Consider the following 26,588-nt stretch of genomic DNA (forward strand, 5'->3'; position numbering starts at 1 on the left):
TGGTCTGGCTGCTTACACCGGCCGATTGCGATGCATCGATAGTCGTGAGTTGCGCGGCAACCGGCTTGGCCTGGCTGCTCAGCTCTGGTACTGAGCGCTGCAGGTTGGTGATGTCGCTCGTAAGCTTGGACTGCCCGGCCGTGCCGGACGTGGCCATGATCTTCTCGATTGCGTCCTGCATGGCGTTCGCCAGGTCGAGAGATTCCTGCTCACCTTTCAGCTGAGCCTGAAGCGCAGCTACATTTTTCACCCTGCCGCTGTTCAACTGCTGATTCAGGGCTTCAATGCTGGCTTTGAGAGTGGCCTGCTGGCCGGTGACGCGAGTCTTTGCTTCCTGCAGGCGCTCCACTTCGCTGCCCTCAGCGACAGCCGACGCATTGCCATGATGCTTGTCGTAGTCGGCCAGCAGCGTTGCCTCGGCCTTGGCGGACTGGAACGCGAGGTTGGCTGCCTGCATGGCCATCGACACCGTCTGATCGCGGTACACGATGTCGTTCGGCTCGCCCACCTTCTGGACCGGCACGGAGGAGGCGCGATAAAAGCGCAGCACGGCGTTCAGATGGGTGATGATGTCCAGGCTACGAGCCTTGGTGTCTACTTCGACGGGCTGCTGATTGTCTGCCAGCGCGCGAGGGATGCCGATACTCAAGCCGAGCAGCATAGCTGCTGCCCCGGCGCAGGAAGCCGCGAAGATGCGGCGAAACTTATTCGTATGAAACAGATTCTTTACGGTCTGAGAATGTTTCTGGGAGGGGTACTGGGCGAGAGACGCCCGTTTCCGATCTTTCAAGCTTTGCTCCTGAGGCAAAATCGCCCTTTGAACTTAGATACGAGTCAGGGCCATATGTCGCCTCGGAAGGCAATGAAAGTGGCGTGAATCCTGAATAGCACGGATCGCATGTTGCGATCGGTGGGCTGTCTCGCTCTTCGGAACGCCGTCAGCTCCGCCGGGAGAGCAGAAGGGCTTCCACAGCCTGCAGATCCTCCTCCGTATCCACGCCGATCGTGTCGAAGGGCGTGTAGGAGACGTGGACGTCGATATCGTTTTCCAGAAAGCGCAGTTGCTCCAGCTTTTCTGTTGCTTCCAGCGCGCTCGGAGGCAGCGAAGGGAAGCGCTGCAGTGCCTCGCGGCGATAGGCGTAGATGCCGAGGTGTTTACGGTAGGGAATTGAGCCTGCGTGGTCGCGATCGTAGGGAATCGTTGACCGGGAAAAATAAAGCGCGCGGCCGGAGGCGGAGGTGACCACCTTCACGGCGTTGGGATTGGCGATGTTCGCCGGCGTGCAGTCCGTGGCGAGCGTGGCCACCTGTACAGCCGGATCGCTCATGGGCGCGAGCAATGCGTCGAGGTGCTCGGGGCGCAACAGTGGCTCGTCGCCTTGGATGTTTACGTAGATGTCTGCCGCAATCGATTGCGCGACGGCATGCACACGATCGCTGCCACTGGCGCAATCGGCCGGAGTAAAGATGGCCGGCAGGCTGTACCGCTGCGCAAACTCCAGGACCTCTTCGGAATCCGTGGCAATGAGCACCTGGTCCAGCAGCGGACAGGCGCGCGCAGCGTGATACACCCACCCCAGCATGGGTTGGCCTGCGATTTCACGCAGGACCTTGCGGGAGAGCCGCGTGGAGGCGAGACGGGCAGGGATGACGCCAAGAACGCGCTGATTCTGAATGGGTGTCAAAGCTGTTTGGCCTGGATTAATTTTTTGCGCCGTATAAGCGTGATTTATGGGCTAGTGTAATCGAAAGCGCTAATCTGTACCGATTTACCGGGCCCGGGTGGACTTGCACACACTCCGACACTGCCGTTAGTGTGAACAGCAAGCTGTACGTCAGTCGACAGTTGCTTCCCCCGTATTTATTTGAAAGTAAGGCAGGCCTGAAAGCTTATGACGTCGATGTCCATTAGCGACAACACTCTGACTTCTTCGCTGCGCGAGAATCGTGTTTTCCCTCCGCCTGAAGAATTTGCGGTGAAGTCCCATGTAAAGAGCCTCGCAGAGTACGAGGCGCTGTATGCCCGTTCGGTGGAAGATCCCGACGGCTTCTGGAATGAGGTGGCAAGCGAACTCCACTGGTTCAAGCCATGGGAAAAGACGCTTGAGTGGGACCTGCCCTGGGCGAAATGGTTTGTAGGCGGAAAGACAAATCTCTCCTACAACTGCGTCGATCGTCATGTGCTGAACGGCAAGAAGGACAAGGTCGCCATCCTGTGGGAAGGCGAGCCAGGTGAAGTCCGTAAGATTACCTACGGAGAGCTGCTGGCGCAGGTGGAGAAGTTCGCCAATGTGCTGAAGTCGCTCGGCATTCAGAAGGGCGATCGCGTCGCGATCTACATGGGCATGGCGCCCGAACTGGCTGTGGCCCTGCTGGCCTGCGCGCGCATCGGCGCGGTGCATTCGGTGATCTTCGGCGGATTCGCATCGCATGCGATCGTGGACCGCGTGAACGATTCGCAGTGTGTTGCCATCATCACGCAGGACACGGCCTTCCGTCGCGGCACGCATGTGAAGCTCAAGGCTGCCGTCGACGAAGCGTTGCCCCAGTGTCCCAGCGTGAAGAACGTTGTCGTCTACAAGCGTTCCGGCGCAGAAGTCACGATGCAGCAAGGCCGAGACCACTGGTGGCACGAGCTCGCTGAGAAGGTGGAAGATCACTGTCCGGCGGAAGAGCTCGATTCCGAAGATCCGCTGTATATCCTCTACACCTCCGGCACCACTGGAAAGCCCAAGGGCCTTGTGCATACGACGGGCGGCTACGCGGTGGGCACATACCTTTCGAGCAAGCTGGTTTTCGATCTGCGCGATGACGATGTGTACTGGTGCTCGGCGGATATCGGCTGGGTCACAGGCCACTCCTACGTTGTCTACGGCCCGCTGCAGAACGGCGTAACTGTGCTGATGTACGAGGGCGCGCCGAACTTCCCGGAGTGCGATCGTTTCTGGAAGATCATCGACGATCATAAGGTCAGCGTCTTCTACACTGCGCCTACGGCGATCCGCGCGTTCATCAAGTGGGGCGACCAGTTCCCGCTGAAATACGATCTCAGTTCGCTGCGTCTGCTGGGTACGGTCGGTGAGCCGATCAACCCCGAGGCGTGGATGTGGTACCGCGAAGTCATCGGCAAGAGCCGCTGCCCCATTGTCGACACCTGGTGGCAGACAGAAACCGGCGCGATCATGATCAGCCCGCTTCCGGGCGCGATTGCCGCCAAGCCGGGATCGGCGACAAAGCCTCTGCCGGGAATTGTGCCTGAAATTGTTACAAAAGAAGGCGATCCAGTTCCTCCTGGACACGGTGGCCTGCTCGTCATCCGCAGGCCCTGGCCCTCGATGGCGCGCACCATCTACAACGATCCTGAGCGTTACAAGGAGGCGTACTGGACGGAAGTACCCGGCTCCTACTTTACCGGCGACGGCGCTCGCAAGGACGAGGATGGCTATTTCTGGCTGATGGGCCGCGTCGATGACGTGATCAACGTGAGCGGCCATCGTCTCGGCACCATGGAGATCGAGTCCGCGTTGGTTGCGCATCCCAAGGTGGCTGAGGCCGCGGTGGTGGGGCGTCCAGACGAGATGAAGGGGCAGGGCATCGCCGCATTCGTCACGCTCGAGAGCGGCAACGTCGCCTCGCCCGAGCTGCGCGAGGAGCTGCGCAAGTGGGTCGCGAAGGAGATCGGTGCACTCGCGCGTCCCGACGACCTGCGCTTCACCGATCAGCTGCCCAAGACGCGTTCCGGCAAAATCATGCGCCGCCTGTTGCGCGAGCTCGCTACGCACGGCGAGATCAAGGGCGACACAACCACGATTGAAGACTTCAGCGTCATCGCCAAGCTGCGCGAGCAGGACGAGTAGCTGTCTTGTGGAGACAAAACAAGGCGGGCCGGGAACTTTTTCCGGCCCGTCTTGCGTAGAAGAGATCAGCCTGCGAGCGAGGTGCATCGATGCACGATCCGCTGTGGTTGCGAGCTTTTCTGTGGGGACACATTGCTGCCGGTGGCGGCGCGTTTGTGCTGGCACCGCTTGCGCTGCTTACCGCTAAGGGTGGCAGGGCTCATCGGCGATGGGGACTCTTCTACTTCTGGTGCATGGCGACGGTTGCCGGCACTGCGCTGGTCATGGCGCTTTATCGCCCGATCCTCTTCCTGGCGCTGGTCGCGATCTTCAGCTTTTACTCCGCTTTCGTGGCCTATCGCGTACTTGGGCAGAAGGCTGCATACACAGGAAGGCAAACAGTGCAGCCGCTCGACTGGAGCGCAGCGATCGCATGCTTTGCGGCATGCGCTGTGCTGGTGATCCTGGGGATTGTGAGACCGCATCTTGTCAGTGGTCTACGCTATCCGGCGATTGTCTTCGGCGCGATCGGGATGCGCATCTCCGGCGGAGCAATGTGGAAGTTTCTGCATCCGCCGAAAGAGAAGATGTTCTGGTGGTACGCGCATCTGCAGGGCATGATCGGCAGCTACATCGCGGCGTGGACGGCTTTCTGTGTTGTAACCATCGGTCCGCGTCTCGGCCCGGGATCGTGGTGGATCTGGTTATTGCCTACAGCCATCGGTGTGCCCTGCATCATCGCCACCACTGCCTACTACAAGCGCAAATTCACGCCACGGGTGAAGGCTGCGGCCGCGTGAGCTAGAAGTCCACGTGCGCGCGCACCGATGGCACCCAGACTGCTCCGCGATCGCGGTTGTAGCCGGGATTATTGATGTGCTGCAGGTCGAGCGCGAAGAACATGCCGCGCCATGTATGCAGGTTGTAGTACGACTCTTCGATGTTTTCGCGGCCATAGTTTAGCTTGCCGTCGCCGAGCAGAAAGCCTAATCCGCCGTCTGCCAGGTAGTTCTGATGGTCCTTTTTGATCGCGTTGCTGACGAATGTGACGCCAACCTTGTCCGCGGAGCGTCCCCACGCGCTGCCCGCGTAGTCGCCGCCCGCTTCCACGGTCTGGTCGACCTCGGTATACGCGTAGGACTCATGCTGGCCTTCGTTCCAGCCGAAGCGGCTGAAGAGCCGCAGGTGGTCGGTGACCTCCTGCTCATTGTTCCAGGTAAAGCCGTACTTCACCGCGCCGAATTTCGCATGCGCATCGACGTCCGGCGTAGCGTCCTTTCCGGTCAGATACGCAACGACGGCATCGCGATAGTCGCCCATATGCGCGTTGTTCACAAAGGCAAGAACGCGCTCCGTGCCCTTGCGGCCATGCACCAGCGAGTGGCGCAGTTCGAACTCCCAGTTCTGTCCGCGTGCGCGTGAGAACGCCCAGTCGAGGTCGATGCCGTTGGCAACGGTAGGCATGGCAAAAATGCCGTAGCGGAAGCTCCAGTCGCGATCGTCATACTCAAGCACGCCGCCCACGGTATAGCCGCGCGTATCCGCTGCGTAGTCCCACGCGCCGTTGTTGTCGACCGTCCAGTTCATGAACTGCAGATGGCTGTCGCTGCCGATGGAGTTGAGGTCGAAGACATCGGGCAGGCTCATCTTGCCGACCATGACCTCAAATCGGCGTACCGGCACCTTGGTGGGCAGCGAGAAGTACGTTCGCTCGGAGTCGGTCGTCTCGTTCGTCAGACCGATCGTCTGCTTGATAACGCCACGCGCAAGATACGGTGAGGATCCCAGGTTCGGATTGCGCACCACATCGAGGTTCGTGAAGCCGGCGAGGCCCAGGGCTTCGCTCATGCCGCGTCCGCCCGCGCTCTCCATGTCGACGATGAAGTCGGTGTTGTAGCGAATGTTGCGATGCGGCTGATAGCCGCCGTACACCGTGCCGAGCAGCGACGTTTTGTACTCGCCTCCACCATGCAGACTGTTCTGCCCCTGGTAAGGAGAATGAAACGATGGGTGCGACTGGAAGATGATGTTCGCCTGCCCGGCGAGATAGTAGCGCGTATCGTCGGGATGGGGAAACATCGTGGTCATCGGCTCCGCTGCTTCTGCCGGCTGCTGCGCCACCGGTGTGTCGGACTGCGACCACAGCACCAGATCTTCGGGCGCGAGAAACAAGTGCAGATGAGCGGGGGTGGAAGGTGCGTCGGGCAAGGCTGTCTGTGACCGCGCGGATATAGGGCTCAGCGCGATCGACAGACAGACGATAGCAAATACAAGACGCACACTTCCTCCGTAGCCTGGCCATGCACAGGCAAAGCGATAGAAACACTCGGAAACAATCTTCGTCGGTGAAGATTGCAAGCTGGTTACAAGCCAGAGCCCCTGCGTGGAAGCATGTGTATCCGATCGGGCAGGGGAGGTATCCGGCTGGACAGGTTATAGCATACCCCCCTAGGATATATCCAGCGATCCGTTCTACCGCCCGGTCGCTGCTGGAGGGCCATGAGTCAGGCAGAGAAAGAGAAGCAGAAGCTGGTTGCGCGGATCCGGAGAATCCGCGGGCAGGTAGACGCGATCGAGAGATCGCTCTCCTCTGGGGATGATTGCGCGGACGTGCTGATGTTGCTTGCGAATATCCGCGGTGGCATCAACAGCCTGATGGCGGAGGTCCTGGAAGACCATATTCGCCATCACATGAGCCCGGAAACCAGATCGGACAAGGGCGGGGTGTTGTCGGTGGACTTGGCCGAGGATCTGATCGACCTGGTGCGGGCTTACCTGAAGTAAGCCCGCTATTTCAGTTCGCTGAGTGCCTGCTTCAACGAAACAGCCAGCAGCCTCTGAGTCTCGTCATTCAGTTTTTCGCCGCTCGCGGTCAGGTAAAAGACGTCGATGGCGATATCGCCTTCGGTGTCGATCAGTGCGACCTCGATATTGCAGCCGCAGCGGGCGAAGCTCTTCGCAATCTCACGCAGAAGGCCGGGCGTATCCTGTGCGACTGCCTGCAGCAGCGTGCTGTGCGATGAGGACTCGTTATCGAACTCCAGTCGCGTGTCGACCGAGACCTTGGCCTGCGTGCGGCGGCCGGATCCTCTGCGCGCATTCAGCAGTTTGTCGATCGGCACCTTGCGTGCGATCGCGTCGCGCACACTCTGCAGGAATCGGTCGATCTCCGAGGGATTGAGTGAGAGCGTCTGGAATGGATCGGTGAACTGGAAGGTGTCGATGATGAGTCCGGCTGCATTCGAGAACGCATCGGCCTTCACGATATTCATGCCCCACGAGGCGAGTGCTCCGGCGACGTCGGCGAAAAGCATCGGGCGATCCTGCGTGACGAGCGTGATCTCGCTCAGCTGACGCACGGTGCGGAAATGCAGCTGGACCGGATCGTCCTTGAGCGCCAGGGCCATGTTGAAGTGGCTGCGGATGACTTCAGGCACGCGGGTCTGGAGGTAGCGCTGGGGAAAGCCTTCAAGGAAGCCGCGAAGCTCTGTCGCGCGCTCGGGCGCCAGCGCGAGGATGCGGTTCAGCGTGGTGGGGTCGGTGTCTACGTGGTAGCGTACCTCATCGACGCTGCGGTCGAGGAAGTTCGACGTGCCCATGTAAAGCTGCCAGAGGTTCTCGGCCTTCCATGGCGTCAGTGCATCGGGTGCGACGGCCTTGATGTCAGCATAGGTCATCAGCGTCAGCATCCTGAGCTGCTGCTGGCTGCCGATCTTCTCGCCGAAGGTGCGCACGGCTTCCGGCGCGAAGATGTCGCGGCGCAGAGCCTGGGACATGGCCAGGTGATTGCGGATGAGGCGGCGCACCGTCTCGCGTTCTTCCATGTCGAACTCGAGGCGGGCAAAGAGATTCTCGCTCAGCTCCACGCTCTGCAAGGCGTGGTTGCCGGTGCGGCGGCCCTTGCCGATGTCGTGCATCAGGAGTGCGAGCAGGAAGAGATCGAAGCGGTCGATCTCCGGCAGCAGCGTGGCAAAGCGCTTCTCCCATTCGTGATGAGGCTGCCGCAGTGCGTGCACATTATCGATGACCAGGAAGGTGTGTTCGTCGACCGTATAGCGATGGTAGGAGTCGCGGATGACGAGCGAATCGATGCCATGAAATTCGGGGACAAGCAGTTCCAGGATGCCAAGCGCATGCATGGTACGCAGTGCGTGCGCGGCATACGGGCCGAGCAGCACCTCGCGCAGGCAGTTCCACAGGAATGGGCCCTCGGGCATGTGGATGGCGAGGATCGGCAGGCTGTCCGTGATGCGGTCTTCGACATTCTGGCTGAGCTTGTAGCCATGGTTGGCGATGAGGCCGAAGATGCGCAGAATCGCATCGCTGTCGATTCCGGTTGCGCCTTCGTTCAGCTCCAGGTGCCCCTGCTCAAGGTAGAAGTCGGTGCCTGCGACGGGCGTGCGTTTGCGGCGGAATTGCTTGTAGAAGGAGCGGCGTGCCGGCGGCAGATCGTCAAGCAGCAGAAGTGTGCGTCGTGAGATGGTGCGCGCATGCCGATAGTAGGTCCGCATCCAGTACGCGGGATCGGCGGAGCCGCGCGTCTCAAGGCCGATGCTCTGTGCCGCGGCTTCATCCTGCGCATGCCAGTCGAGAACATTGTCGTCGCGGCGGTTGCGGTAGTGAAGGAAACAGCGCGTGGCGGCGAGGAAGTCGTACGCGGATTCGCGCTCGCTGTGCGGCGCGTAGAAGGCGTTGCTCTCGGACTTGGGCCAGCTCTTCTGTGTCTTGAGCGTGGTCAGGAGGGTGAGCCACTGAGCGAGCTGGTAATCGCGCAGGCCGCCCGGACAATCCTTGATATTCGGCTCGAGATGGAAGATGGTGTTGCCGTACTTGGCGTGACGGCTACGTGCAATCTCGGCGAGATTCTGCACGATGGTGTCGAAGTCGCGCTGACCGAGCGAGGGAAGAAGATCTCCTTCGAGCTTGCGGTAGATGGCCATGTCGCCGGCAAGAAAACGGCGATCGAGCAGTGAAACAGTGAACTCGAGATTGTCCGGATCGACGCGGTCGCATTCCTTCAGCGTGCGTGTCGAGGGACTGGCGCGCAGTCCGCAGTCCCACATGGCCTGCGTGACCGAGCGCAGCAGCTCATGCGATTCGCGCTCGATGTTGTCATTCGCGCAGACGTAAAGCACGTCGACATCGGAGTACGGAAAGAGCTCTTTACGTCCAAAGCCCCCGGTTGCGACCAGGGCGATGTTTGGGCGCTCTTCGGGACCGGAGAAGCTCTGCCAGATCTGGCGGACGATGTTGTCCACGATGACCGCGCGGCGCCGGATAGCGGACGAGCCGTCCCCGGTGCGGAGGTAAGTGAGACGCAGCTCTTCGCTTTCCTGCTGATACAGGTTTCGTAAATGCTGCAGCAGTGAAGGGTCGCTGGTCATATTCCGCCAAAAGGGGTCGCTAAATTGTGAAATCTATGTGGAGTCGAGGACTCCGGCTGCACGCGGTACGTGCAAGGAGACATGGCCGCTGTGCAGTGATGCTGAAGGGCCGTTCCACCACACGCGCCCGGGGCAGGACGCGTGCGGCGGGATTGGTTAAAGCGCCGTGGAGCCGCGCTCGTCGTTACGGATGCGAATGGCTTCGTCGATCTTCGAGATGAAGATCTTGCCATCGCCGATCTTGCCGGTGCGCGCCGAGGAGAGGATGGCCTGGACCGCCTTCTCCACCAGTTCGTCGGTGACCACCATCTCCAGTTTGATCTTGGGAAGAAGGTCAACGGTGTATTCGCGGCCACGGTAGAACTCAGTGTGACCCTTCTGGCGACCATGGCCGCGGGCTTCGAGGATCGTCATGCCCTCGATGCCGACTTCCACAAGCGCATCCTTGACGGCGTCGAGTTTTGAAGGCTGAATGACTGCTTCGATCTTGTGCATCGTAAAAATCCCAGGTTCGAGTGAAAGAGTATCAGGTTTATCGGGGCTACGATGCGTGGTCGTAGCCTTCTTCGCCATGCTGAGTCAGATCGAGACCTTCGACTTCGTCCTCTGGCGAGACGCGGAGACCGATAGTCAGATCGACGATCTTAAGCAGGATGAGTGTGCCGACGATGGAGATGCCCCAGGCAATCGCCACGCCGACAAACTGATTCAGGACCTGGTGCCAGTGGCCATCCGCACCGCCGGTAGGCAGCGGAACGCCACTCGCATTTTTGCCGAAGATGGGGTTGATGGCGCTCGTCGCGAAGACGCCTGTAAGGATGGCGCCCAGTGTGCCGCCCGCGCCGTGTACGCCGAAGGCGTCGAGCGAATCGTCATAGCCGAACAGCGCCTTGACCTTGATGACCATGAAGTAGCAGAAGATGCCGGCGATGAGGCCGAGGATGATGGCGGACATCGGCGAGACGAAGCCTGCCGCGGGGGTGATGGCGACCAGGCCGGCGACCGATCCGGAGATGGCGCCAAGGGCGCTGGGCTTACCGTTGCGGACCCATTCGGCTGCGGCCCAGCTGAGTGCGGCTGCGGCTGCGGCGAAATGCGTGTTCACGAAGGCGCTGGTAGCCAGGGTTCCGGCTGCAAGCGCGCTGCCGGCGTTAAAGCCGAACCAGCCGACCCACAGGAGGCAGGCGCCGATGAAGCTGAGTACCACCGAGTGCGGCGGCATGGGCTCCTTCGGGTATCCGAGGCGCTTGCCGAGATAGATTGCCGTGACGAGTGCCGAAACTCCGGAGGTGATGTGGACCACGGTGCCGCCCGCGAAATCGAGGCAGGGGAATTTGCCGCCGAGCGAAGCGTTGAGCAGGCCGCCCTTGCCCCAGACCATATGCGCCATCGGCGAATAGACCACGATGGACCAGAGGATCATGAAGGCCGCCATGCCGGAGAACTTCATGCGTTCGGCGAAGGCGCCGGTGATCAGCGCCGGGGTGATGATGGCGAACATCAGCTGGTAGACCATGAAGGTCTGAAGCGGAAGTGTCGCTGCGTAATCAGGATCGGGATCGAGTCCCACGCCCTTGAGGAAGAGATGGTGCAGTCCGCCGATAAAGGCCGAGCCTGAGTCGAAGGCCAGGCTATAGTTCACGACGGCCCACATGATGGTGATGATGGCCATCATGGCGAAGCTCTGCATCATGACCGAGAGCACGTTCTTCTTGCGCACCAGGCCGCCGTAGAAGAGAGCCAGACCGGGGCCGGTCATCATCAGCACGAGCGCGGCGCTGACCAGCATCCAGCCATTGTCCGCCGAGGACTGCGCCTGTGCCACCTGGGCCTGCAGTTTGGCGATCTGGTCGGCCGTGGACGGAGCAGCCGCGGTGGTCTGAGCGAACGAAGTGCCGCAACAGAGAAGGGCGAGCGTGAGAAAGAGCCCGAGGAAAGTAGAACGCATAACACTCCCAAAATCGAAAGGTGGCAAGCTGCGGCGAGGCTGGAGAACCGGCGTTCGCTCACGATGGCATGGAATCGCGCAGGGGCTGCGTGCTTTCCCAGGAGCGAACGCGACCCGAGAGCACAACAAACTTTGGAGCTACTTTTACACATTTTTCCAAAAGCTCAAACAAGGAAACGCAGTGAGGAGAGTAGCGCTCCCGCCTCCGGGCTCACTCGAGAGAAAGCCTGCCGTGCGAACAAGATGAGATACGGAAACAGAAGCGAAAAAGGACGAAAGATAGAGGGCGCAGGCCTGCGGCGAGGCGTATTATTTGTGCTATGAGCGACGCAACGAGCGGCAGCACGATGCGGGATCGGTATCTCTTTGGAGCGCTGGAGAGCAGCGCTAAGAACCGTCACAAGCTGGAAGAAGTGAGCTATGGCTACGACCAGCCGGACGGCGTGTTTCTCACCTCTCTGGATGCAGCCGTGAACTGGATTCGCAAGAATTCGGTTTGGCCGATGACCTTCGGCCTGGCCTGCTGCGCAATCGAAATGATGTCGATGGGCGCCTCGCGCTTCGATGTAGCCCGGTTCGGTGCTGAGGTCTTCCGGCCCTCGCCGCGACAGTCGGACTTAATGGTGATTGCCGGACGCGTCTCGAACAAGATGGCACCGGTCATCAAGCGTCTTTACGACCAAATGCCTGAGCCGAAGTGGGTCATTTCGATGGGCGCCTGCGCGACCTCGGGCGGCGTCTTCAATAACTATGCCCTGCTGCAGGGGGTGAATCAGGTGATTCCCGTGGACGTCTATGTTCCGGGCTGTCCGCCGCGCCCCGAGCAGCTGCTCTACGCAATCACACTGTTGCAGGAAAAGATTCAGCGTGAGCGCGGCAGCCTGAAACGGGCACTCAATCTTCAATAGGATTATGATTCAATAGGTTACGGCGGTCCTAAAGCTTCTCGCTTCTGGGCCGCTGCTTCTTGCCCCGCATTGTGCTGTGAGTCTTGCGCGGGGAGAGTTGGAAGTCGATTGAAGGTTGCCGAAAGGGTGAAAAAATGATCCCGACCACAGGCAACTCGTTGAAGAAATTGTGCTCTAACAAAAAGAAAGTGTGGTAGGTTGAATACCGCCGCACAGAGTCATTCGGCTATTTCATGGTTTCGTTTCCGCAGGTTACAGGTTTTGTAGTTTCAGGCCTGAAATAAAGCCGCAAATGACAGCTTTGCAATCCTGACTTGTTGAGACAGGTCTTAAATTTGTTTGATTTTTCAATGGTTGTGGAGGACAGACGCATGCATTCTCGTTTCTTGAATCCTTTGAGCCGAATTCTGCTTGTTGGGTGTGCCGTAGGAATCGGCGCATCGAGCATGTATGGGCAGACTTCGTCCTCAACGCCCTCTGCCCCGGCAGAAGCTCCGGTGTCGCGCATCGACATCTTTGCCGGCTACTCGTACCTGGCCCCGAAGGGAACGGTTCAGACCCCTCAGCCCGATGGAACGACGTATTCCGACACCTACTCGTCGATCAACTACGGCGCGATCATCAGCGGTGCTTATTACTTCAATAAGTACGTGGGCGGTCAGATCGAGTACGCGAACCATCCGGACGGAAACAATGACGGCGCGCAGACTGCGCAGGCCGGTATCATTTTCCGCTTCCCGACGCAGGGGATCACTCCCTTCATCCACGGTCTCGCCGGCGGCGTTCGCCTGGGCGGCCCGAACGATGAGCCCTACGCGGCTCATGCCTACACCTGGGGCCCGGCCCTCACGGCTGGCGGCGGTCTCGATTATGACCTGCCTTTCTGGGGTCACCATCTCGCGCTTCGCCTTTTCCAGGCTGACTACGAATACTTCCACGCAAACTACGGACCGGAAGCCTCCTTCGGTGGCCGTGCAAATGTGGGCAATGCCCGCCTGAGCACCGGTATCGTCTTCAAGCTCGGCAACATCGTGCCGCCGCCCCCGGTGCAGTATGCCTGCTCGGCCAGCCCGGCTTCGGTTTACCCGGGTGACCCGATCACCATCACTGGCACCGCCACCAACCTGAACCCCAAGAAGACGGCCACCTATAGCTGGAGCGGCCAGGGCGTGACGGTAAGCGGCAGCAGCGCGACCGGCAATGTGGATACCGCGAGCCTCGCTCCTGGTTCCTACACTGTCACCGGTCACGTGACCGAGGGCAACAAGCCTGGCGAGTCGGCTGATTGCACCGCGCAGTTCACGGTGAAGCAGTTCGAGCCGCCGACGGTCTCCTGCTCGGCCAGCCCCTCGACGGTGAAGCCGGGTGACAGCTCGACGATCACTGCGACCGGCGTGAGCCCGCAGAACCGTCCGCTGACCTACACCTACCAGGCCTCTGCCGGCACCATCAGCGGCAACGGCAACACCGCGACTCTGTCCACCACCGGCGCGCCGGCTGGCAGCATCACGGTCACCTGCAACGTCGCTGACGACAAGGGCCAGACTGCCTCGGGTACGACCACGGTCAGCGTGGAAGCTCCCCCGGCTCCGGCTCCTAAGACTCAGACGCTCTGCACCATCCAGTTCGATCACGACAAGAAGCGTCCGGCTCGCGTCGACAATGACGCGAAGGGCTGCCTCGACGATGTCGCTCTGAATGCTCAGCGCGCTTCCGACGCCACCCTGGTGGTCGTTGGCAACGCCGCTCCGGCACCTGAGGTCAAGGGTCATCACCACCACGCCGAGCCGAATCTGGCTGCCCAGCGTGCGGTGAACACCAAGGACTACCTGGTCAAGGAGAAGGGCATCGATGCCAGCCGCATCTCGGTGCGCACCGGCACCACCGGCACCAACGAGGTCGACAACTACCTCGTGCCCGCCGGCGCCAGCTTCGATAGCGACGTCAACGGCACCACTCCTGTGGACGAGTCCTCGGTGAAGGTGCAGCCCCGCAAGGCTGCTCCCCCGGCTCACCACCACAAGAAGAAGGCTGCCGCTCAGCAGTAAAACCAGCAGCGGAGATGGAAATCTCCGCTGAGAATCACCAAAGGCCGGTCGCCCTCGGGCGACCGGCCTTTGCCTTTTGGTACCAAGAGAGGAAACAACCTCTTTCGTGGGAGACCACTACCACTTCGCGGCGGAGTATCATCCAATTGGCAATCGAGAGACGTAATTCCCTATGAATTTTCGCAGTCTGCAATCCTTCCTCCTTGGTTGTGCCGTCATCGCTTCTCTTCCTGCTGCATCGGCCCTCGGCGCGACCGCGCCGTGGACGTCCGTTGGCCCGGAAGGCGGTGACGCTCGCAGCTTCGCCTATGACCCCACCAATCCGCAGCATCTTTACCTCGGCACGCTCGATAGCTGGATCTACGAGTCGAATGACGGCGGCCAGAACTGGAAGCGGCTCACCCGGCTCGGCAAGACCGACGATCTCGTGGTGGACAACCTGACGGTCGACGAGTCCGATCCGAAGACGATTTATGCCGGCGTCTGGCGGATGACACACGACGGTGGCGGTATCTATGTAAGCCATGATTCAGGGCAGACCTGGACCGCGTTCGCAGGCATGGATGGGCAGTCCGTGCGCGCTCTGGTACAGGCGCCATCCAATCCGAAGATCCTGGTGGCAGGCGCCATCAACGGTATCTTCCGCAGTGAGGATGGGGGACAGCACTGGAGCCAGATCAGCCCGCAGGGCAGCGGTGAGATTCGCAAGGTCGAGTCGATCGCCATCGATCCGCAGGATCCTAAGACGATCTACGCCGGAACCTGGCACCTGCCGTGGAAGACAACCGATGGCGGCGCGAACTGGAAGAACATCAAGCAGGGCGTCATCGATGATTCGGATGTTTTCTCGATCATCATCGATCCGACGAAACCGAGCGTTGTCTATGCCAGCGCCTGCTCGGGCATCTACCTGAGCGAGACGGCGGGCGAACTCTTCCGCAAGGTGCAGGGCATCCCCTCGACGGCGCGCCGCACGCGCGTGCTGATGCAGGATCCGATGAATCGCAGCATCGTGTATGCGGGCACTACGGAGGGTCTCTACAAGACGTCGGACAACGGCTCGAACTGGTCGCGTATGACCGGCCCGGACGTGATCGTCAACGATGTCTATGTCGATCCAAAGAATGACAAGCATGTGCTTCTTGCCACCGATCGCAGCGGCGTGCTGGAAAGCACGGACGGAGCTGCGACTTTCACAGCCTCCAATCAGGGCTTCTCGCAGCGGCAGGTGACGGCTTTCCTCACGGACGCGAAGAAGCCGGAGACGCTCTACGCGGGCGTGGTAAATGACAAGACCTATGGTGGCGTCTTCATCTCGGACAACGGCGGCCATTCGTGGACGCAGCGCAGCCAGGGGCTGGACGGACGTGATGTCTTCAGCCTGGCGCAAAGCGACGATGGCACGATCCTCGCCGGCACCAATAACGGTATCTTCCGCTGGAATGGCAATACCTGGCAGGAAGACGGCAAGGTCGTGAACACTCACGACAAGACAGTCTGGGTGACGAAGCGCGGCAAGCGTGAAAAGAAGACCGTTACCGAAACGGATAAGCCCACCACTCTCGATGGACAGGTGAACGACATTTCTGCAAACGGAACCGAGTGGTTTATCGCGACCTCGACGGGTGTCTATCGCAGCGTGAACCAGGGTTCGACGTGGACCGGTCCGGTTGTGCAGGATACGGACTACCGCTTTGTCGATGGGCACGGCCCGATCGTCTTTGCCGCGAAGCGCAACGATCTTCGCGTCTCGGAAGACAGCGGCGTGACCTGGAAGCCGGTGGCGCTGCCCTCGAAGCTGACCCATGTGCAGGCTCTCACCACGCAGCCGGATGGCACGCTGTGGCTGGGCGGCCGCGAGGGCGCCTTCTTCAGCAAGGACCATGGACAGACGTGGGAATCGCTGAGCAATCTGCCCTTCGGCAATATTGCCAGCGTGAACTGGAATGACTCGATGAAGCGGGTGATTATCACTTCACTCGACTCGACCCTGGTCTTCGCCGTAGATCCGTCCGAGAAGTCGTGGAAGTGGTGGGATGCGGGCTGGCGCGTACGCCGCGTTCACACCATGGGAGACCGCATGGTCGCCGCTTCACTCTACGATGGCATCGTGGTGCAGCCGGAGGACACCGGTACAGCCCAGGTGAAACAGGCAACGAAGTAATGCATACAGGCTGAATCAGAAGGGCTCCTCGCGGGAGCCCTTCTGCTGTTTGTGCAGCGTTATGCATAGACTTCAAAACAGATACGATTGCGACCGCTCTCCTTTGCCTGGTAGAGCGCGCGATCCGCGCGGCGCATAATGTCGGCGAGTGATTCGCCGGGAAGCCACTCCGAGATGTCTGCGCTCACGGTGGGATAAAGCAGATGCTGCTTCAGATGGATCTCGAAGGTGGAAGCAGCGTGGCGAGGTGGAACACTGGTGCTCACGGTGGCGTCTGGAAGCCTCCGCAGAATCGAAAAAAAGAGAATGGCCGCTCACAGGAGCGGCCATTCTCTTTGGTTGTGATGTGCAGTATTGCGTTAGTTGTTGTCGTTGTCCGGAGCGGGAGTCGTATCCGGACGAAGAGTGCGAATGCTGGCGTTGCCCTTTTCCCATACCAGCAGCAGAACGTCCCTGTCCGCGGGCTGGCGATGAACCTGGGCGATGAACTGGCTCGCCGAGGTCACAGGAACGCGGTTGATCTCCGTGATGATGTCGCCGGGCTGGAGCACTTCATCGGCCGGGCTGCCGGGGCGAACGCTCTGAACGACCACGCCGTGCACCTGGTCAGGTACATTGAGCTGCTGGCGGATGTCATCGGAAAGATCAGTGACGCCGATGCCGAGCTTTACACCCTGCGCTGGCGATGCGCTGCCGCCATCGCTGTCGGCCGAGTCGCTGTTCTTGTGGTACTGGCCGACAGTGGCCTTCACCGAGAGAGGCTTACCATCGCGAACGACACTGAGGGTAATGGCTGTTCCAGGTGTCATCTCGCTGACGCGAAGCTGGAGCGCGCTGCCGGTTTCGACGGGCTGGCCATTGATCGCCGTGATTACGTCATAGGTCTTGAGACCGGCGCGGCTAGCGGGGGAATCCGGCGTGACCTGCGAAACGAGTGCACCAGATGCCTTGTCGAGATTCAGGGACTGCGCGTTGTCCGGCGTGACATCGCCGATGGAGATGCCGAGATAGCCATGCTCCACCTTGCCGGTCTTGATCAGCTGATCGGCAACGGCGTGAACGGTCTGCGAGGGGATGGCGAAGCCGGCACCGGCAAAGGAGCCATTGTCCGTGATGATGAAGGTGTTGATGCCGACAAGCTGGCCATGCGCGTTGACCAGCGGACCGCCCGAGTTGCCGGGGTTGATCGCAGCATCGGTCTGGATGTAACCGCCGGGCTTGCGCAGGTCATCGGAGTAGGGGTTCTGGCGGTTCACGGCGCTGACGATGCCGCGCGTCACCGAGAACTGGAAGTAGCCAAAAGGGCTGCCGAAGGCGAGAACGGTCTGGCCCGGCTCGAGCTTGCCGGAATCGCCCCAGGAAATCGTCGGAAGATCCTTGGCGTCGACCTTTACGACAGCCAGGTCGGTGAGCTTGTCGGTACCGACGAGCTTGCCGGTCAGCACGCGGCGATCATGCAGCGTGACCTTGATCTGCGTTGCGCCTTGCACGACGTGGTTGTTGGTGACGATGTAGCCGTCCGGCGAGATGATGACACCCGAACCGATGCCGTGCTCGATCTGCGGCTGCTGGGGCTGCATCTGACCGCCGCCGAATCCGAAGAACTGCGCGAAGCCCGGAGGAATGCCCTGCATCTGTCCCTGCTGCTGCTGTTCGTCAGGGCTCACGCGTGCCGTTACGGCGATGTTCACCACGGCTGGGGTGACGCGATGCGCGACCGACTCCATGGCGTTGTCGAGCGCGGTCAGGGCTGCGACCGAGTTGTCATCGAGCGGGGTGGGGTTGTCGATACCGGCAGCGTGCACACCACCGTGACCGGCAAAGAAGGCAGCGCCAAGAACAAAGGATCCGATGAGCGTGGCAGGAACGGCGAGCTTCTTTGATTTAGCTACTAATTGATTAGTTGTTGCTTGCATGGGCTTCTACTTCTCCTCAGTCTGGTTGAGTCAAAAGATCGTTAGAGTTGCAAAGGTCGTTAGAGTTGCAGGATCAGCCAGCCATCGGGAGTAGGGATGGCGGCGTAAGACGGAACGGGGTGAGCGACAATCCACTGTTCCCGGGTGCGCTCCGCAGCAGAACGATCCTGCTGCTCCGGCGTCACGTACTCGGTCCATGTCGCAAGAACAACAACAGCGCCGACACGCCGTAATGCCTCCTGGCGGGCCTCCCGTGCGCGGAGGCTGACAGCCGCGCTGTCGGGCAGCTGCATCATGGCTGGCGGCGCGGCCTGCGCTATCTGCGTGGGAATCATGCGCGGCTGCCGGAGGGATGTCTCGACGATGTGCGGCTGGCTGGAAATCTGCTTCGTGCCTGTGCGCGATCCCGGATGCGACGCGTTCTTCTGCTGCGTGCGTGCAGGCGTTCCCACGGAAGGCTGCGCGGGCAGGTGAAAGACCGCATCCACCGCGTGAGGCTGGTGGCTGCCCGGCATCGCGGCTGGGAGATACGAAGGAGCGTCAGGTAAAACGGTGTCGGCGGTCTCCGACGCAGCGGCCATGGCGACTGCTACAGGAGTAAAGGCCACCAGGCGAGGTTCGCGGGCAAGCTCGACGGTGCCGCCGACCATGGCCGCGACCAGCATGGCCGTAACGGCGCGGAGGCGGCGGGTCGTCACACGGGTCTCGCCTTGATTCAGAATGCGCAGAACGCGGCGCGCCAGCTCTGAACGGCGCTCCCATGCGCCGAGAGCCAGCGAAAGGCGGCGGCGCAGCATGGAATGCTCGGCCAGGTTCACGAGGCACGTGGCGTAAGTCTTACGGGCGTGGGTACGGGCAAGGACGTGATCGTCGCAGGCCAGTTCGCGGTCGGCCGAAAGCTGACGCTCGACCCAGAACATCGCCGGATTCAGTGGGAAGAGTGCGAGGGCAAGCTTCTGGAAAAGATTGACCCAATCGTCACGGCGGCGCAGATGCTCCATCTCGTGCAGGACGATGTGCTCGAGTTCGGTGGCGGTCAGCTGCTGGTAGAGCGCAGCGGGAATGAGCACACGCGGCGAGAAGAAGCCAAGCACGCTGGGACGGTCGACCTCTTCGGAAACACAAAGCTGCGCGGTGCGGCGGCCTGCCTGGAGCAGATGGACAGGCAGTGCATGAAGTTCAACCGGTTGCGCTGAACGGGCGATACGGCGAAGTGCGACCCAGCTTTGTGCCAGTTGTGTGAGACGAAAGAGCGCGGCGCTCAGCCAGAGGCCCGTGATCGCCAGGCTCCAGCGTGCGTCGACATGAAGAGCCGCATGGGGAAGGACGGTGCCGCTATGCGGAACAGCCGGGGCATGCAGAAGGAACGGGGTCAGGTGGAGCAGGACGGCAAGCGTAAAGGTCGCGGTCCAGAGTAGCGAACGGGCCGCCGGGGGGATGCCTTTCGCCAGGCGCAGGCAAAGCGCGACGATGGCAGCGAGCACCGCTCCCTGCCAGGTGGCGGAGACGAGTGCACTGGCCGTAGTCGAGCCGGCAGTAAGCAGCGAGGTCATCACTTGGCTACCTCGTCTTCGGGCAGGCCGTTGATCGCTTCACGCAGGCGGTGCAGCTCTTCCGGGGCGAGCTCTTCGTCGCCGAGCAGTGAAAGCAGCAGGCGCTCACGGGAATTGCCGAAAAACCGGTTGAGAAGATGACGGACCTCGGTCCGCCCGGCCTCCGATTCATCAATGCAAGGGCTATAGAGGAAGGCACGGCCCTCCTGGCGATGGCGCACATAGCCTTTTTCTTCGAGGATGCGCACGGTGGTGAGCACCGAGGTGTAGGCGAGCGGTCTTTCGCCGGAGACGGCGGAGGTAAGGTCCGAAACTGCCGATTCGCCGCGATCCCACAGCACCTTCATGAGCCTGAGCTCGGCCTCGGTGAGCGTGATGGAGCGTTTTGGTGGCATCGGCGGTAAACCTCCGGGCAGTCTGCCCGAACTCTCCCTACGTCGAGTTTGACGCAGCAACTAGTTAATTAGTTAGCAAAGCGGAGAAGAGATTTCAAGTGCGATAGCCGGATCTCCATTATGGGAATCCGGCTATCGGCTGGAATAAGAATGGTTTAGTGCGTGGAAAGAATTTGTGGAGCGTAGCCCATAAAAACCAGCTTAGCTGGACTGTAGCTGGTACTCGATGCGGTTGCGGCCGCTGTACTTCGCCTTCTGAAGAGCCTTATCGGCCTGGAGAAGAAACTCCTCGGAGGTGAGGCCGTGTTCCCCATTGAGGACGGCGACACCGAAGCTGCAGCTGATGTGCGTCGAGCCGCCCGGAAGCCAGATCGCGTCAAGGCAGATGGCATCGTGGATCGCCTGTACGCGGTGCGGGTCGCGGAACCCGTCGAACTGCGGCATGAGGATGAGGAATTCGTGCGTGCCGAAGCGGCTGATCGTGTCGTAGACACGGACCGAGGCGGAGAGACGGTGGGCAGTCTCGCGCAGGATCTCGTCGGAGGCCATATGGCCGCGCTGGTCGATGATTTCCTGAAGCGCATCGATCTCGACGAGCACTGCTGTAATAGACGTCAGCTCGCGCCCGGCGCGGGAAAGTTCGCGCACGATGACATCATGGGCCGAGCCGTAATTCAGAAGGCCGGTAAGCGGATCGCGGCTGGCCTGTTCGAGGAGCGCTTCGCGCGTGGTGGCGAGCTTGCGGCGTTCTTCCTCAAGAGCCTCTGTCTGCTGTTGCAGCTGGTCTTCGAGCAGTGCGGCCCGGTGCCGGATGCGGCGCTCCCGCTCCCAGAGAAAGAGACAAAGCAGTCCGATCAGGGATGCTCCGGCGAGAAGCCCAGCCGCCACGCTGCTGTGGCTCGGCTTCTGAAGCTCGAAAGCAAGCGGAGTTGCCGCCGACAGGTCCATGAACTTGACTAGCACGAAGCCTCGCAATCCAGCCGTGAGATCGCGAAGGGGAGGCGAGCCGGCAGGGAATCTTCCTTATCGTCGCAGGAAAGTGCACACAAAGCTATGCGACAAAGGTGGGATCAGGGAACTCCTACAGTCAATGTTTCTGTTATGTGTTGTGGCTTTCGGCAACAGGCGATGTAGCATGCAGGAGTCGGCACGCAACTGAGGTATACACTGGGTTTAGCCGTGTAGAATCTGTCGCGGCATACCCACAATCGAGTCTCCTGACTTTGAGACTGAGCTGCCTGGCTGGCGGCCATGCACGGAAAGATCATGCGCAAGCGGTATCCGGTACTTTATCCGGCTTTCGGACTGGCTATTTTTCTTGGCGCGGGGTTTCATCCGGCGTGGGCGCAGAGTGCGCCTCCTTCGGCGGACAAACCATGGAGCGCGCCGGTGGAGCGAAGCCTGCAGCGCGAGCTGGTAGCGCATCCGGAAACGCCTTATGCAATCGATGCGGACAAGGCCTATACGCTGGCCGAGCTGATCGATCTGGCTCAGCAGCACAACCCGGAAACGCGAGCGTCCTGGGAAGCCGCGAAGGTGAAAGCCGCCAGTCTGGGTATCGCTCGGAGTGCGCTGTTCCCGACACTGGCCGCGGTGGTGCTGGCAGAGTCGGAGCGAATTGCGGAACTGCCTGGTCCGAACTGGGGACGTGCCACGGAAGGACTGTTCATTCCGGTGCTGCATGTCGACTACCTCGTGTTCGACTTCGGCGAGCGTGGCGGCAAGATCGATGAGGCAAAGGCGAACCTGCTCGCGGCCAATCTCAGCTTCAATGACACGCATCGGAAGCTGATCTTCGCGGTATCTTCGGCCTATTACCGGCTGCTGAATGCGCACGGCCAGCGCGAGGCGGCGGAGATCAGTCTCAAGAACGCGCAGGCGGTTGAAGATGATGCAAAGTCCCGTCTGGATCATGGTCTGGCGACGAAGCCGGATGTACTCGAAGCGACAGCCTCACGAGCGCAGGCGGAGTACGACCTTGAAGCGGCGATAGGCGCCGAGGCGATCGCAGCCGGGGATCTTGCTTCCGCAATGGGCCTCCCCGCGCAGACCGCGATCAACGTGCAGGAGATTCATGAGCTGGCGACGCCGAAGGAGATGGCCGATACCGTGGACGCGGAGATAGACCGCGCCTTTGCCCAGCGGCCGGAGCTGCTGGCCCAGGTAACGCGGCTGCGCGCGGCCAATGCTGCGATCAAGGAAGCGCACTCGGCCTTCCTGCCGACGCTGAGCCTGACAGGCGACGGCGGCCTGGCGCGTGGCTACGGAGAGTTCGATCAGTATCCGAGAAAATACGCGGAAGGCGAGTACTGGAACGCCACTCTGCAGTTGAAGTGGACGCTCTTCGACGGCACGCGGCGGGAACACGAGTTGGCAGCGGCGCATGCGGAGAAGCGCGAGGCCGAGGCGGAGATCGGCGCATTGCGGGACCAGATTTCGGATGAGGTCTGGGCGGCATATACGAACATGCGTACGGCGCTCCGGCAGCAGCAGGCGTCGGAAGCTCTGCTTGCGGCCTCGGAACAGAGTTACGATGCGGCTCGCGAGAGTTATGGGTACGGAGTAAGAAATCTGCTGGACGTGGTGCAGTCGCAGAAGGCATTGGCGCAGGCGCGGAGCGAAGATGTATCGGCGAGGGCCCAGGTGCTTCTGCAGGTGGCGAACCTGGCCTTCCGGACCGGAGACCTGGTGTCGATACCTCCGCCGGCGAAAGGAACACCCTAGCCATGCGAGCAGGAAAGAAAAGAGGATCCGTGCGGCGAGAAAGAAGACTGGCAGCGGTGGTGGTGAGCCTGGGGGCGGCGGCTCTTACAGCGGGCTGCGGACGCGCGCCTTCATTCAACATCCTGGGGTCGTTCTTCCCGTCATGGCTGATATGCCTGACGATAGGAACGATCGTGGCGGGATTGATCTACGGGCTGCTCACGCGGCTCGGCAGGCAGCAGCTGATCCAGTGGGGCATTGTGACCTATCCAAGCCTCGCGGTGCTGGTGGCGCTGGTGCTGTGGCTCTTGTTGTTTAACTAGCGAGGAAGCATGGACGAGGCGGGATCGACAACAGGAAAACCGAATCGCGCCGGACAGGCAATCAGCGCCGCGATTCTGGTGTGCACGGCAGTTGCCGGGCTCTTCGCGGTCTGGCAGATGACGGAGAATCCGCGCACCGACGATGCGGAAGTCTTTGCCAACTTCATCGGCATGGCGCCGCTGGTCAACGGCCCGGTAACGCACCTTTATGTGCAGGACAACCAGTTGGTGAAAGCCGGCCAGCCGCTCTTCGATATCGATGACCGGCCCTACTCTTACGCGCTGTCGAATGCGAAGAGCAATCTCGCCGCGTTGCAGGGCTCTATCTCCGATGAAAAGCGGATCATCGCGGGCAAGGTGAGCGGCGTGGATGTGGCAAAGGCAGGAGCACAGAGTGCGCAGGCAAGCCAGCTGCGCGCGGCCGCGGCGATTCAGCAGGCCTCGGCGGATGTGGAGAATGCGAAGGCCGCGGTCCAGCGCGCGGACGCCGAACTGGCATACGCGACGAACAATCTGCATCGCATTGAGCCGTTGCTGGCCAAGCAATACGTCACCGTGGATCAGATTGACGAGCAGCGCACGCTGGTCAAGACGAGAGAGCAGGCGGCCTCACAGGCGCGCGCGCAGCTGGCGCTGTCACAGGCTGGCCTCACCGCCGCGCACGCGCAGTACGATGCGGCTTCCGCGGCGACCATCGAGAGCAACCAGCAGGTACAGCAGGCGGCGCACAACGTGACGACGCTCGATCCGCTGGAAGGTCAGATCGAAGGCAAGCAGGCTGCGATCAACAACGCACAGTACGACTACGATAACTGCCACATCGTGGCGCCTTTCGATGCGCGCGTGACCAACCTGACCATCTCCGAAGGCGCCTATGCGAAGGCGGGGATACAGGTCTTCACGCTGATCGATACGCGTGTGTGGTGGGTCATCGCGAACTTCCGCGAGACGCAGCTCCGCCATGTGCAGCCGGGCATGAGTGCGGAAGTCTATGTGCTGTCACGCCCGAATGTGCGCTTTAAGGGCGTGGTGGACAGCGTTGGCTACGGCGTAACTCCGGACTCGGACCTGGTAGGCAAGCTGTCTCCTGCAGGTCTGCCCGATGTGCAGCGAACCCTGAACTGGGTCCATCTTGCTTCGCGCTTCCCCGTCCGCGTGCGCATTGAGGCAGGACCGAACGACCTCTTCCGCCTTGGTGAGTCGGCGGTCGTGGTGATTCGCGGCGCGCACGGCGAGGAGCGTTCGGAGCCGGCTGGAAGCCGCTAATGGCGACGTCGATTCATCTTCCGCACCAGCCGAAATTTACGCAGTGGTTGCCGAGCTTTCTGCGGGCGGAGCTGGCGCCCTATCCTGGGCGCGGCGCGATTGTGGCGCGCATGGTGATCGCTGCCACCATCTCCATGATTCTGGTGCAGACCTTCCAGATCCCGGGAGGTGCGATCGGCGCACTCTTTGCCTTCACTCTGTCACGGGAAAATCTGCGGGCCACGGCGCGTTCGGCTCTCTCGATGATTGTCGCCTGCATTATGACGATGCTGTTTGTGCCGATCGGCGCGCGCATGTTCGCATCCGATCCGATCACGCACTTCATGTGGGAAGGCATCAGTGTCTTCTGCATCTTCTTTTTGCTACGCGCGCTCAGCGATTACGCCATCGCTGTGGGCCTCAGTCTGGTTGTGACGAGCGTGCTGGGCATCTGGTATCTGCCGGGGCCGACGGAGCACAACCTGGAGCTGACGCTCTGGCAGGTGCTTGCGGCGGCGATCGGCGCGGTGGTGACGCTGGCGGTCGAAGCGGCCTTCCACGCCATGAAGACAGAAGACGAGGTGACAGCTGGACTGAAGCCGCGCCTCGCGGCCGTCGAAGCGCTGTTGCGGAGTTTTGCTGAAGGACGGCCTGTCTCGAAAGAGACCGAGCGCACACTCTCGCAGTACGCTGTGGTTGGCATGGGCGCGCTGCGGAGACATATTGCGCGCAGCACCTATGACAACATGATGCGCATGCGGATGAGCGCAGTGGTGTCTCTGATCGGACGCTCGGTCGACTTCGCCGCGGCCATGGTCTATGCACATCCTCCGCTGACCGAGGCGCAGAGGCTGCGTGCGGCTTCGCTGGCCGATCACGTGGCCGAAGTCCGCAGATGTGTGGCTGACGGGCGCACACCCGCTCCATGGCGGCCGGCGGCCGGAGGGAAAGCGGAAAACTTTCCGCTCTTTACCGAGCTCGAGTCGATGATGGCCCTGATTCCCTCCGCTTATGACAAGGGAGAGGTGCTCGACGCACGGCTTTCGGTGCTGGAAGGGGAGCCGGAAAAGCGCGGCTTCTTCGTCTCGGATGCGTTTTCGAACCGCGAATATCTGCGGTACGCGATGGGCGGCACGATGGCCGCGATGCTCTGCTACGTGCTGTATGTGAGCCTCGCGTGGCCTCAGCTGGCGACATCGGTGACGACATGCGTGCTGACGGCGCTGACCAACATTGGAGCTTCGCGTCAGAAGCAGGTGCTGCGCATCTGCGGCGCGCTGCTCGGCGGCTTTGTGTTCGCTCTAGGCGGCCAGATTTTCATCCTGCCGTATGTCGATACCATCGGCGGCTTCACGCTGTTCTTCGTGGCCATTACGTTCATCGCCGCGTGGGTGTCGACGTCAAGCTCGCGTCTCTCTTATGCGGGTATCCAGATTGCGCTGGCGTTTTATCTCATCAACCTGGGTGACTTCACCATTCAGACATCGCTGACGCAGGCGCGTGACCGTTCCATCGGTGTGCTGCTGGGAACCACGGCGATGTGGCTGGTCTTCGAGCGGCTCTATCCAAAGGCTGCTGCCGACGAAATGGTTCGCATCTTCGTGCGCAACCTGCGGCTGATGGCCGAGCTTTCCGAGGTGAAGCCGGGTCACAAGCAGGCAGACGAGATGCTGCGCATTCGCAGGCAGCGCGACCTGGTCTATCGCCTCTTCGCCGACGTCAATGCGCAGTCGGATGCTGTGCCCTTCGAGACCGGCCCGAAGCGCGCGGCGCATATGGCGGCGCGTGACCGCATCCGGCGCTGGCAGGCGCAGCTGCGCACGTATTACCTGCATGAGGTGCCGCTGCTCCAGTTCCGTGTCTTCGGCAGCGCGGAGGGCGCTTCGCAGGAGTTCATCGATATCGAAACACGATTCCACCAGGCCTGCGGTGAAACGCTGATACACGTCGCAGACTGCCTCGAACGGCAGCTGAATGGCAAAGTCTGTGGACATTCCCAGCATCCGCGGCTCGAGGAAATGATTCAGGCTTCCACGATGGATGAGTCGCTGGCGCTCACCGTGCGCGAACAGGCACTGTCGCGCATGTCCCGGGAGGTGGCCGCGATCATCGATCGCCTGGAAGACGAGGTAACCTCAGAGCCTCTCTACAGCTGAGACCGCACT

General features: G+C 61.1%; 21 protein-coding genes and 1 pseudogene. 10 read left to right on the plus strand and 12 right to left on the minus strand.

From position 1 onward, the window contains the following. Both QM649_RS13510 and kdsB read right to left on the minus strand, forming a co-directional pair. Positions 1 to 790 (minus strand): annotated as a pseudogene (locus QM649_RS13510) (mechanosensitive ion channel protein MscS); the annotation flags it as partial. A gap of 148 nt (positions 791 to 938) precedes the next feature. Continuing rightward, positions 939 to 1,685 carry a 3-deoxy-manno-octulosonate cytidylyltransferase gene (gene kdsB / locus QM649_RS13515; protein WP_415199574.1) on the minus strand — a complete coding sequence of 249 codons (747 nt, stop codon included), beginning with the start codon at positions 1,683 to 1,685 and terminating at the stop codon, positions 939 to 941. Positions 1,686 to 1,901: 216 nt separating this feature from the next. Between kdsB and acs the strand changes: the two genes are divergently transcribed. Then, positions 1,902 to 3,857, plus strand: a complete 1,956-nt coding sequence (acs, locus tag QM649_RS13520) for an acetate--CoA ligase (protein ID WP_415199575.1) — start codon at positions 1,902 to 1,904, stop codon at positions 3,855 to 3,857. An 89-nt stretch (positions 3,858 to 3,946) separates the two neighbouring features. Continuing rightward, positions 3,947 to 4,636: a hypothetical protein gene (locus QM649_RS13525; RefSeq protein ID WP_415199576.1), complete on the plus strand. Its 690-nt coding sequence runs from the start codon at positions 3,947 to 3,949 to the stop codon at positions 4,634 to 4,636. A gap of 1 nt (position 4,637) precedes the next feature. Here the strand turns inward: QM649_RS13525 and QM649_RS13530 are convergent, their stop codons facing one another. Further along, positions 4,638 to 6,116 carry a carbohydrate porin gene (locus tag QM649_RS13530; RefSeq protein ID WP_415199577.1) on the minus strand — a complete coding sequence of 493 codons (1,479 nt, stop codon included), beginning with the start codon at positions 6,114 to 6,116 and terminating at the stop codon, positions 4,638 to 4,640. A gap of 219 nt (positions 6,117 to 6,335) precedes the next feature. Between QM649_RS13530 and QM649_RS13535 the strand changes: the two genes are divergently transcribed. Then, positions 6,336 to 6,620 carry a metal/formaldehyde-sensitive transcriptional repressor gene (locus QM649_RS13535; protein WP_415199578.1) on the plus strand — a complete coding sequence of 95 codons (285 nt, stop codon included), beginning with the start codon at positions 6,336 to 6,338 and terminating at the stop codon, positions 6,618 to 6,620. Between the two features lie 5 nt (positions 6,621 to 6,625). Here the strand turns inward: QM649_RS13535 and QM649_RS13540 are convergent, their stop codons facing one another. The 3 genes from QM649_RS13540 to QM649_RS13550 form a co-directional block, all read right to left on the minus strand. Further along, entirely contained in the window at positions 6,626 to 9,220 is a 2,595-nt protein-coding gene (locus tag QM649_RS13540) for a bifunctional uridylyltransferase/uridylyl-removing protein GlnD (protein ID WP_415199579.1), read from the minus strand. Between the two features lie 156 nt (positions 9,221 to 9,376). Beyond that, complete coding sequence (locus QM649_RS13545) at positions 9,377 to 9,715, minus strand: P-II family nitrogen regulator (RefSeq protein ID WP_415199580.1); 339 nt, start codon at positions 9,713 to 9,715, stop codon at positions 9,377 to 9,379. A 46-nt stretch (positions 9,716 to 9,761) separates the two neighbouring features. Continuing rightward, positions 9,762 to 11,168 (minus strand): ammonium transporter, encoded by a 1,407-nt coding sequence (locus tag QM649_RS13550; RefSeq protein ID WP_415199581.1) that lies wholly within the window; start codon positions 11,166 to 11,168, stop codon positions 9,762 to 9,764. Positions 11,169 to 11,488: 320 nt separating this feature from the next. Between QM649_RS13550 and QM649_RS13555 the strand changes: the two genes are divergently transcribed. Further along, positions 11,489 to 12,076 carry an NADH-quinone oxidoreductase subunit B gene (locus tag QM649_RS13555; RefSeq protein WP_415199582.1) on the plus strand — a complete coding sequence of 196 codons (588 nt, stop codon included), beginning with the start codon at positions 11,489 to 11,491 and terminating at the stop codon, positions 12,074 to 12,076. A 226-nt stretch (positions 12,077 to 12,302) separates the two neighbouring features. Here the strand turns inward: QM649_RS13555 and QM649_RS13560 are convergent, their stop codons facing one another. Further along, on the minus strand, positions 12,303 to 12,584 hold the full coding sequence (locus QM649_RS13560; protein WP_415199583.1) for a hypothetical protein: 282 nt from the start codon (positions 12,582 to 12,584) through the stop codon (positions 12,303 to 12,305). On the opposite strand from QM649_RS13560, the gene QM649_RS13565 reads away from it, so the two are divergent. Together QM649_RS13565 and QM649_RS13570 are read left to right on the plus strand one after the other, a co-directional pair. Then, complete coding sequence (locus tag QM649_RS13565; protein ID WP_415199584.1) at positions 12,574 to 14,124, plus strand: hypothetical protein; 1,551 nt, start codon at positions 12,574 to 12,576, stop codon at positions 14,122 to 14,124. The two genes, QM649_RS13560 and QM649_RS13565, sit on opposite strands and share 11 nt — an antisense overlap. A gap of 172 nt (positions 14,125 to 14,296) precedes the next feature. After that, on the plus strand, positions 14,297 to 16,288 hold the full coding sequence (locus tag QM649_RS13570) for a WD40/YVTN/BNR-like repeat-containing protein (RefSeq protein WP_415199585.1): 1,992 nt from the start codon (positions 14,297 to 14,299) through the stop codon (positions 16,286 to 16,288). A gap of 59 nt (positions 16,289 to 16,347) precedes the next feature. Here QM649_RS13570 and QM649_RS13575 read toward each other — a convergent pair whose 3' ends face one another. The 5 genes from QM649_RS13575 to QM649_RS13595 all read right to left on the minus strand — a co-directional run bounded on the left by QM649_RS13575 (position 16,348) and on the right by QM649_RS13595 (position 21,115). Next, positions 16,348 to 16,554 (minus strand): diguanylate cyclase domain-containing protein, encoded by a 207-nt coding sequence (locus QM649_RS13575; protein ID WP_415199586.1) that lies wholly within the window; start codon positions 16,552 to 16,554, stop codon positions 16,348 to 16,350. A gap of 93 nt (positions 16,555 to 16,647) precedes the next feature. Continuing rightward, positions 16,648 to 18,204: a Do family serine endopeptidase gene (locus QM649_RS13580; protein ID WP_415199587.1), complete on the minus strand. Its 1,557-nt coding sequence runs from the start codon at positions 18,202 to 18,204 to the stop codon at positions 16,648 to 16,650. A gap of 59 nt (positions 18,205 to 18,263) precedes the next feature. Beyond that, the gene (locus QM649_RS13585; RefSeq protein WP_415199588.1) at positions 18,264 to 19,757 is read right to left on the minus strand and encodes a M56 family metallopeptidase; all 1,494 of its coding nucleotides are present in this window, start codon (positions 19,755 to 19,757) and stop codon (positions 18,264 to 18,266) included. Next, the gene (locus tag QM649_RS13590) at positions 19,757 to 20,152 is read right to left on the minus strand and encodes a BlaI/MecI/CopY family transcriptional regulator (RefSeq protein ID WP_415199589.1); all 396 of its coding nucleotides are present in this window, start codon (positions 20,150 to 20,152) and stop codon (positions 19,757 to 19,759) included. Before QM649_RS13590 ends, QM649_RS13585 begins: the two co-directional genes overlap by 1 nt. 201 nt (positions 20,153 to 20,353) lie before the next feature. Continuing rightward, positions 20,354 to 21,115, minus strand: coding sequence for a GGDEF domain-containing protein (locus QM649_RS13595; protein WP_415199590.1), 762 nt, complete (start codon positions 21,113 to 21,115; stop codon positions 20,354 to 20,356). 303 nt (positions 21,116 to 21,418) lie between these two features. Here QM649_RS13595 and QM649_RS13600 point away from each other — a divergent pair, with 303 nt between their 5' ends. From QM649_RS13600 to QM649_RS13615, 4 genes are read left to right on the plus strand one after another with little or no spacing between them, the layout of a single operon-like run. Then, the gene (locus tag QM649_RS13600) at positions 21,419 to 22,876 is read left to right on the plus strand and encodes a TolC family protein (RefSeq protein WP_415199591.1); all 1,458 of its coding nucleotides are present in this window, start codon (positions 21,419 to 21,421) and stop codon (positions 22,874 to 22,876) included. A 29-nt stretch (positions 22,877 to 22,905) separates the two neighbouring features. Continuing rightward, positions 22,906 to 23,178: a YtcA family lipoprotein gene (locus tag QM649_RS13605; RefSeq protein ID WP_415199592.1), complete on the plus strand. Its 273-nt coding sequence runs from the start codon at positions 22,906 to 22,908 to the stop codon at positions 23,176 to 23,178. A 9-nt stretch (positions 23,179 to 23,187) separates the two neighbouring features. Then, positions 23,188 to 24,444: an efflux RND transporter periplasmic adaptor subunit gene (locus QM649_RS13610; protein ID WP_415199593.1), complete on the plus strand. Its 1,257-nt coding sequence runs from the start codon at positions 23,188 to 23,190 to the stop codon at positions 24,442 to 24,444. Beyond that, positions 24,444 to 26,579: a hypothetical protein gene (locus tag QM649_RS13615; protein WP_415199594.1), complete on the plus strand. Its 2,136-nt coding sequence runs from the start codon at positions 24,444 to 24,446 to the stop codon at positions 26,577 to 26,579. The genes QM649_RS13610 and QM649_RS13615 overlap by 1 nt, the downstream gene beginning before the upstream one ends. Positions 26,580 to 26,588: the final 9 nt, after the last annotated feature.

This window comes from Silvibacterium sp. (assembly GCF_047605705.1).
GTDB lineage: Bacteria > Acidobacteriota > Terriglobia > Terriglobales > Acidobacteriaceae > Silvibacterium.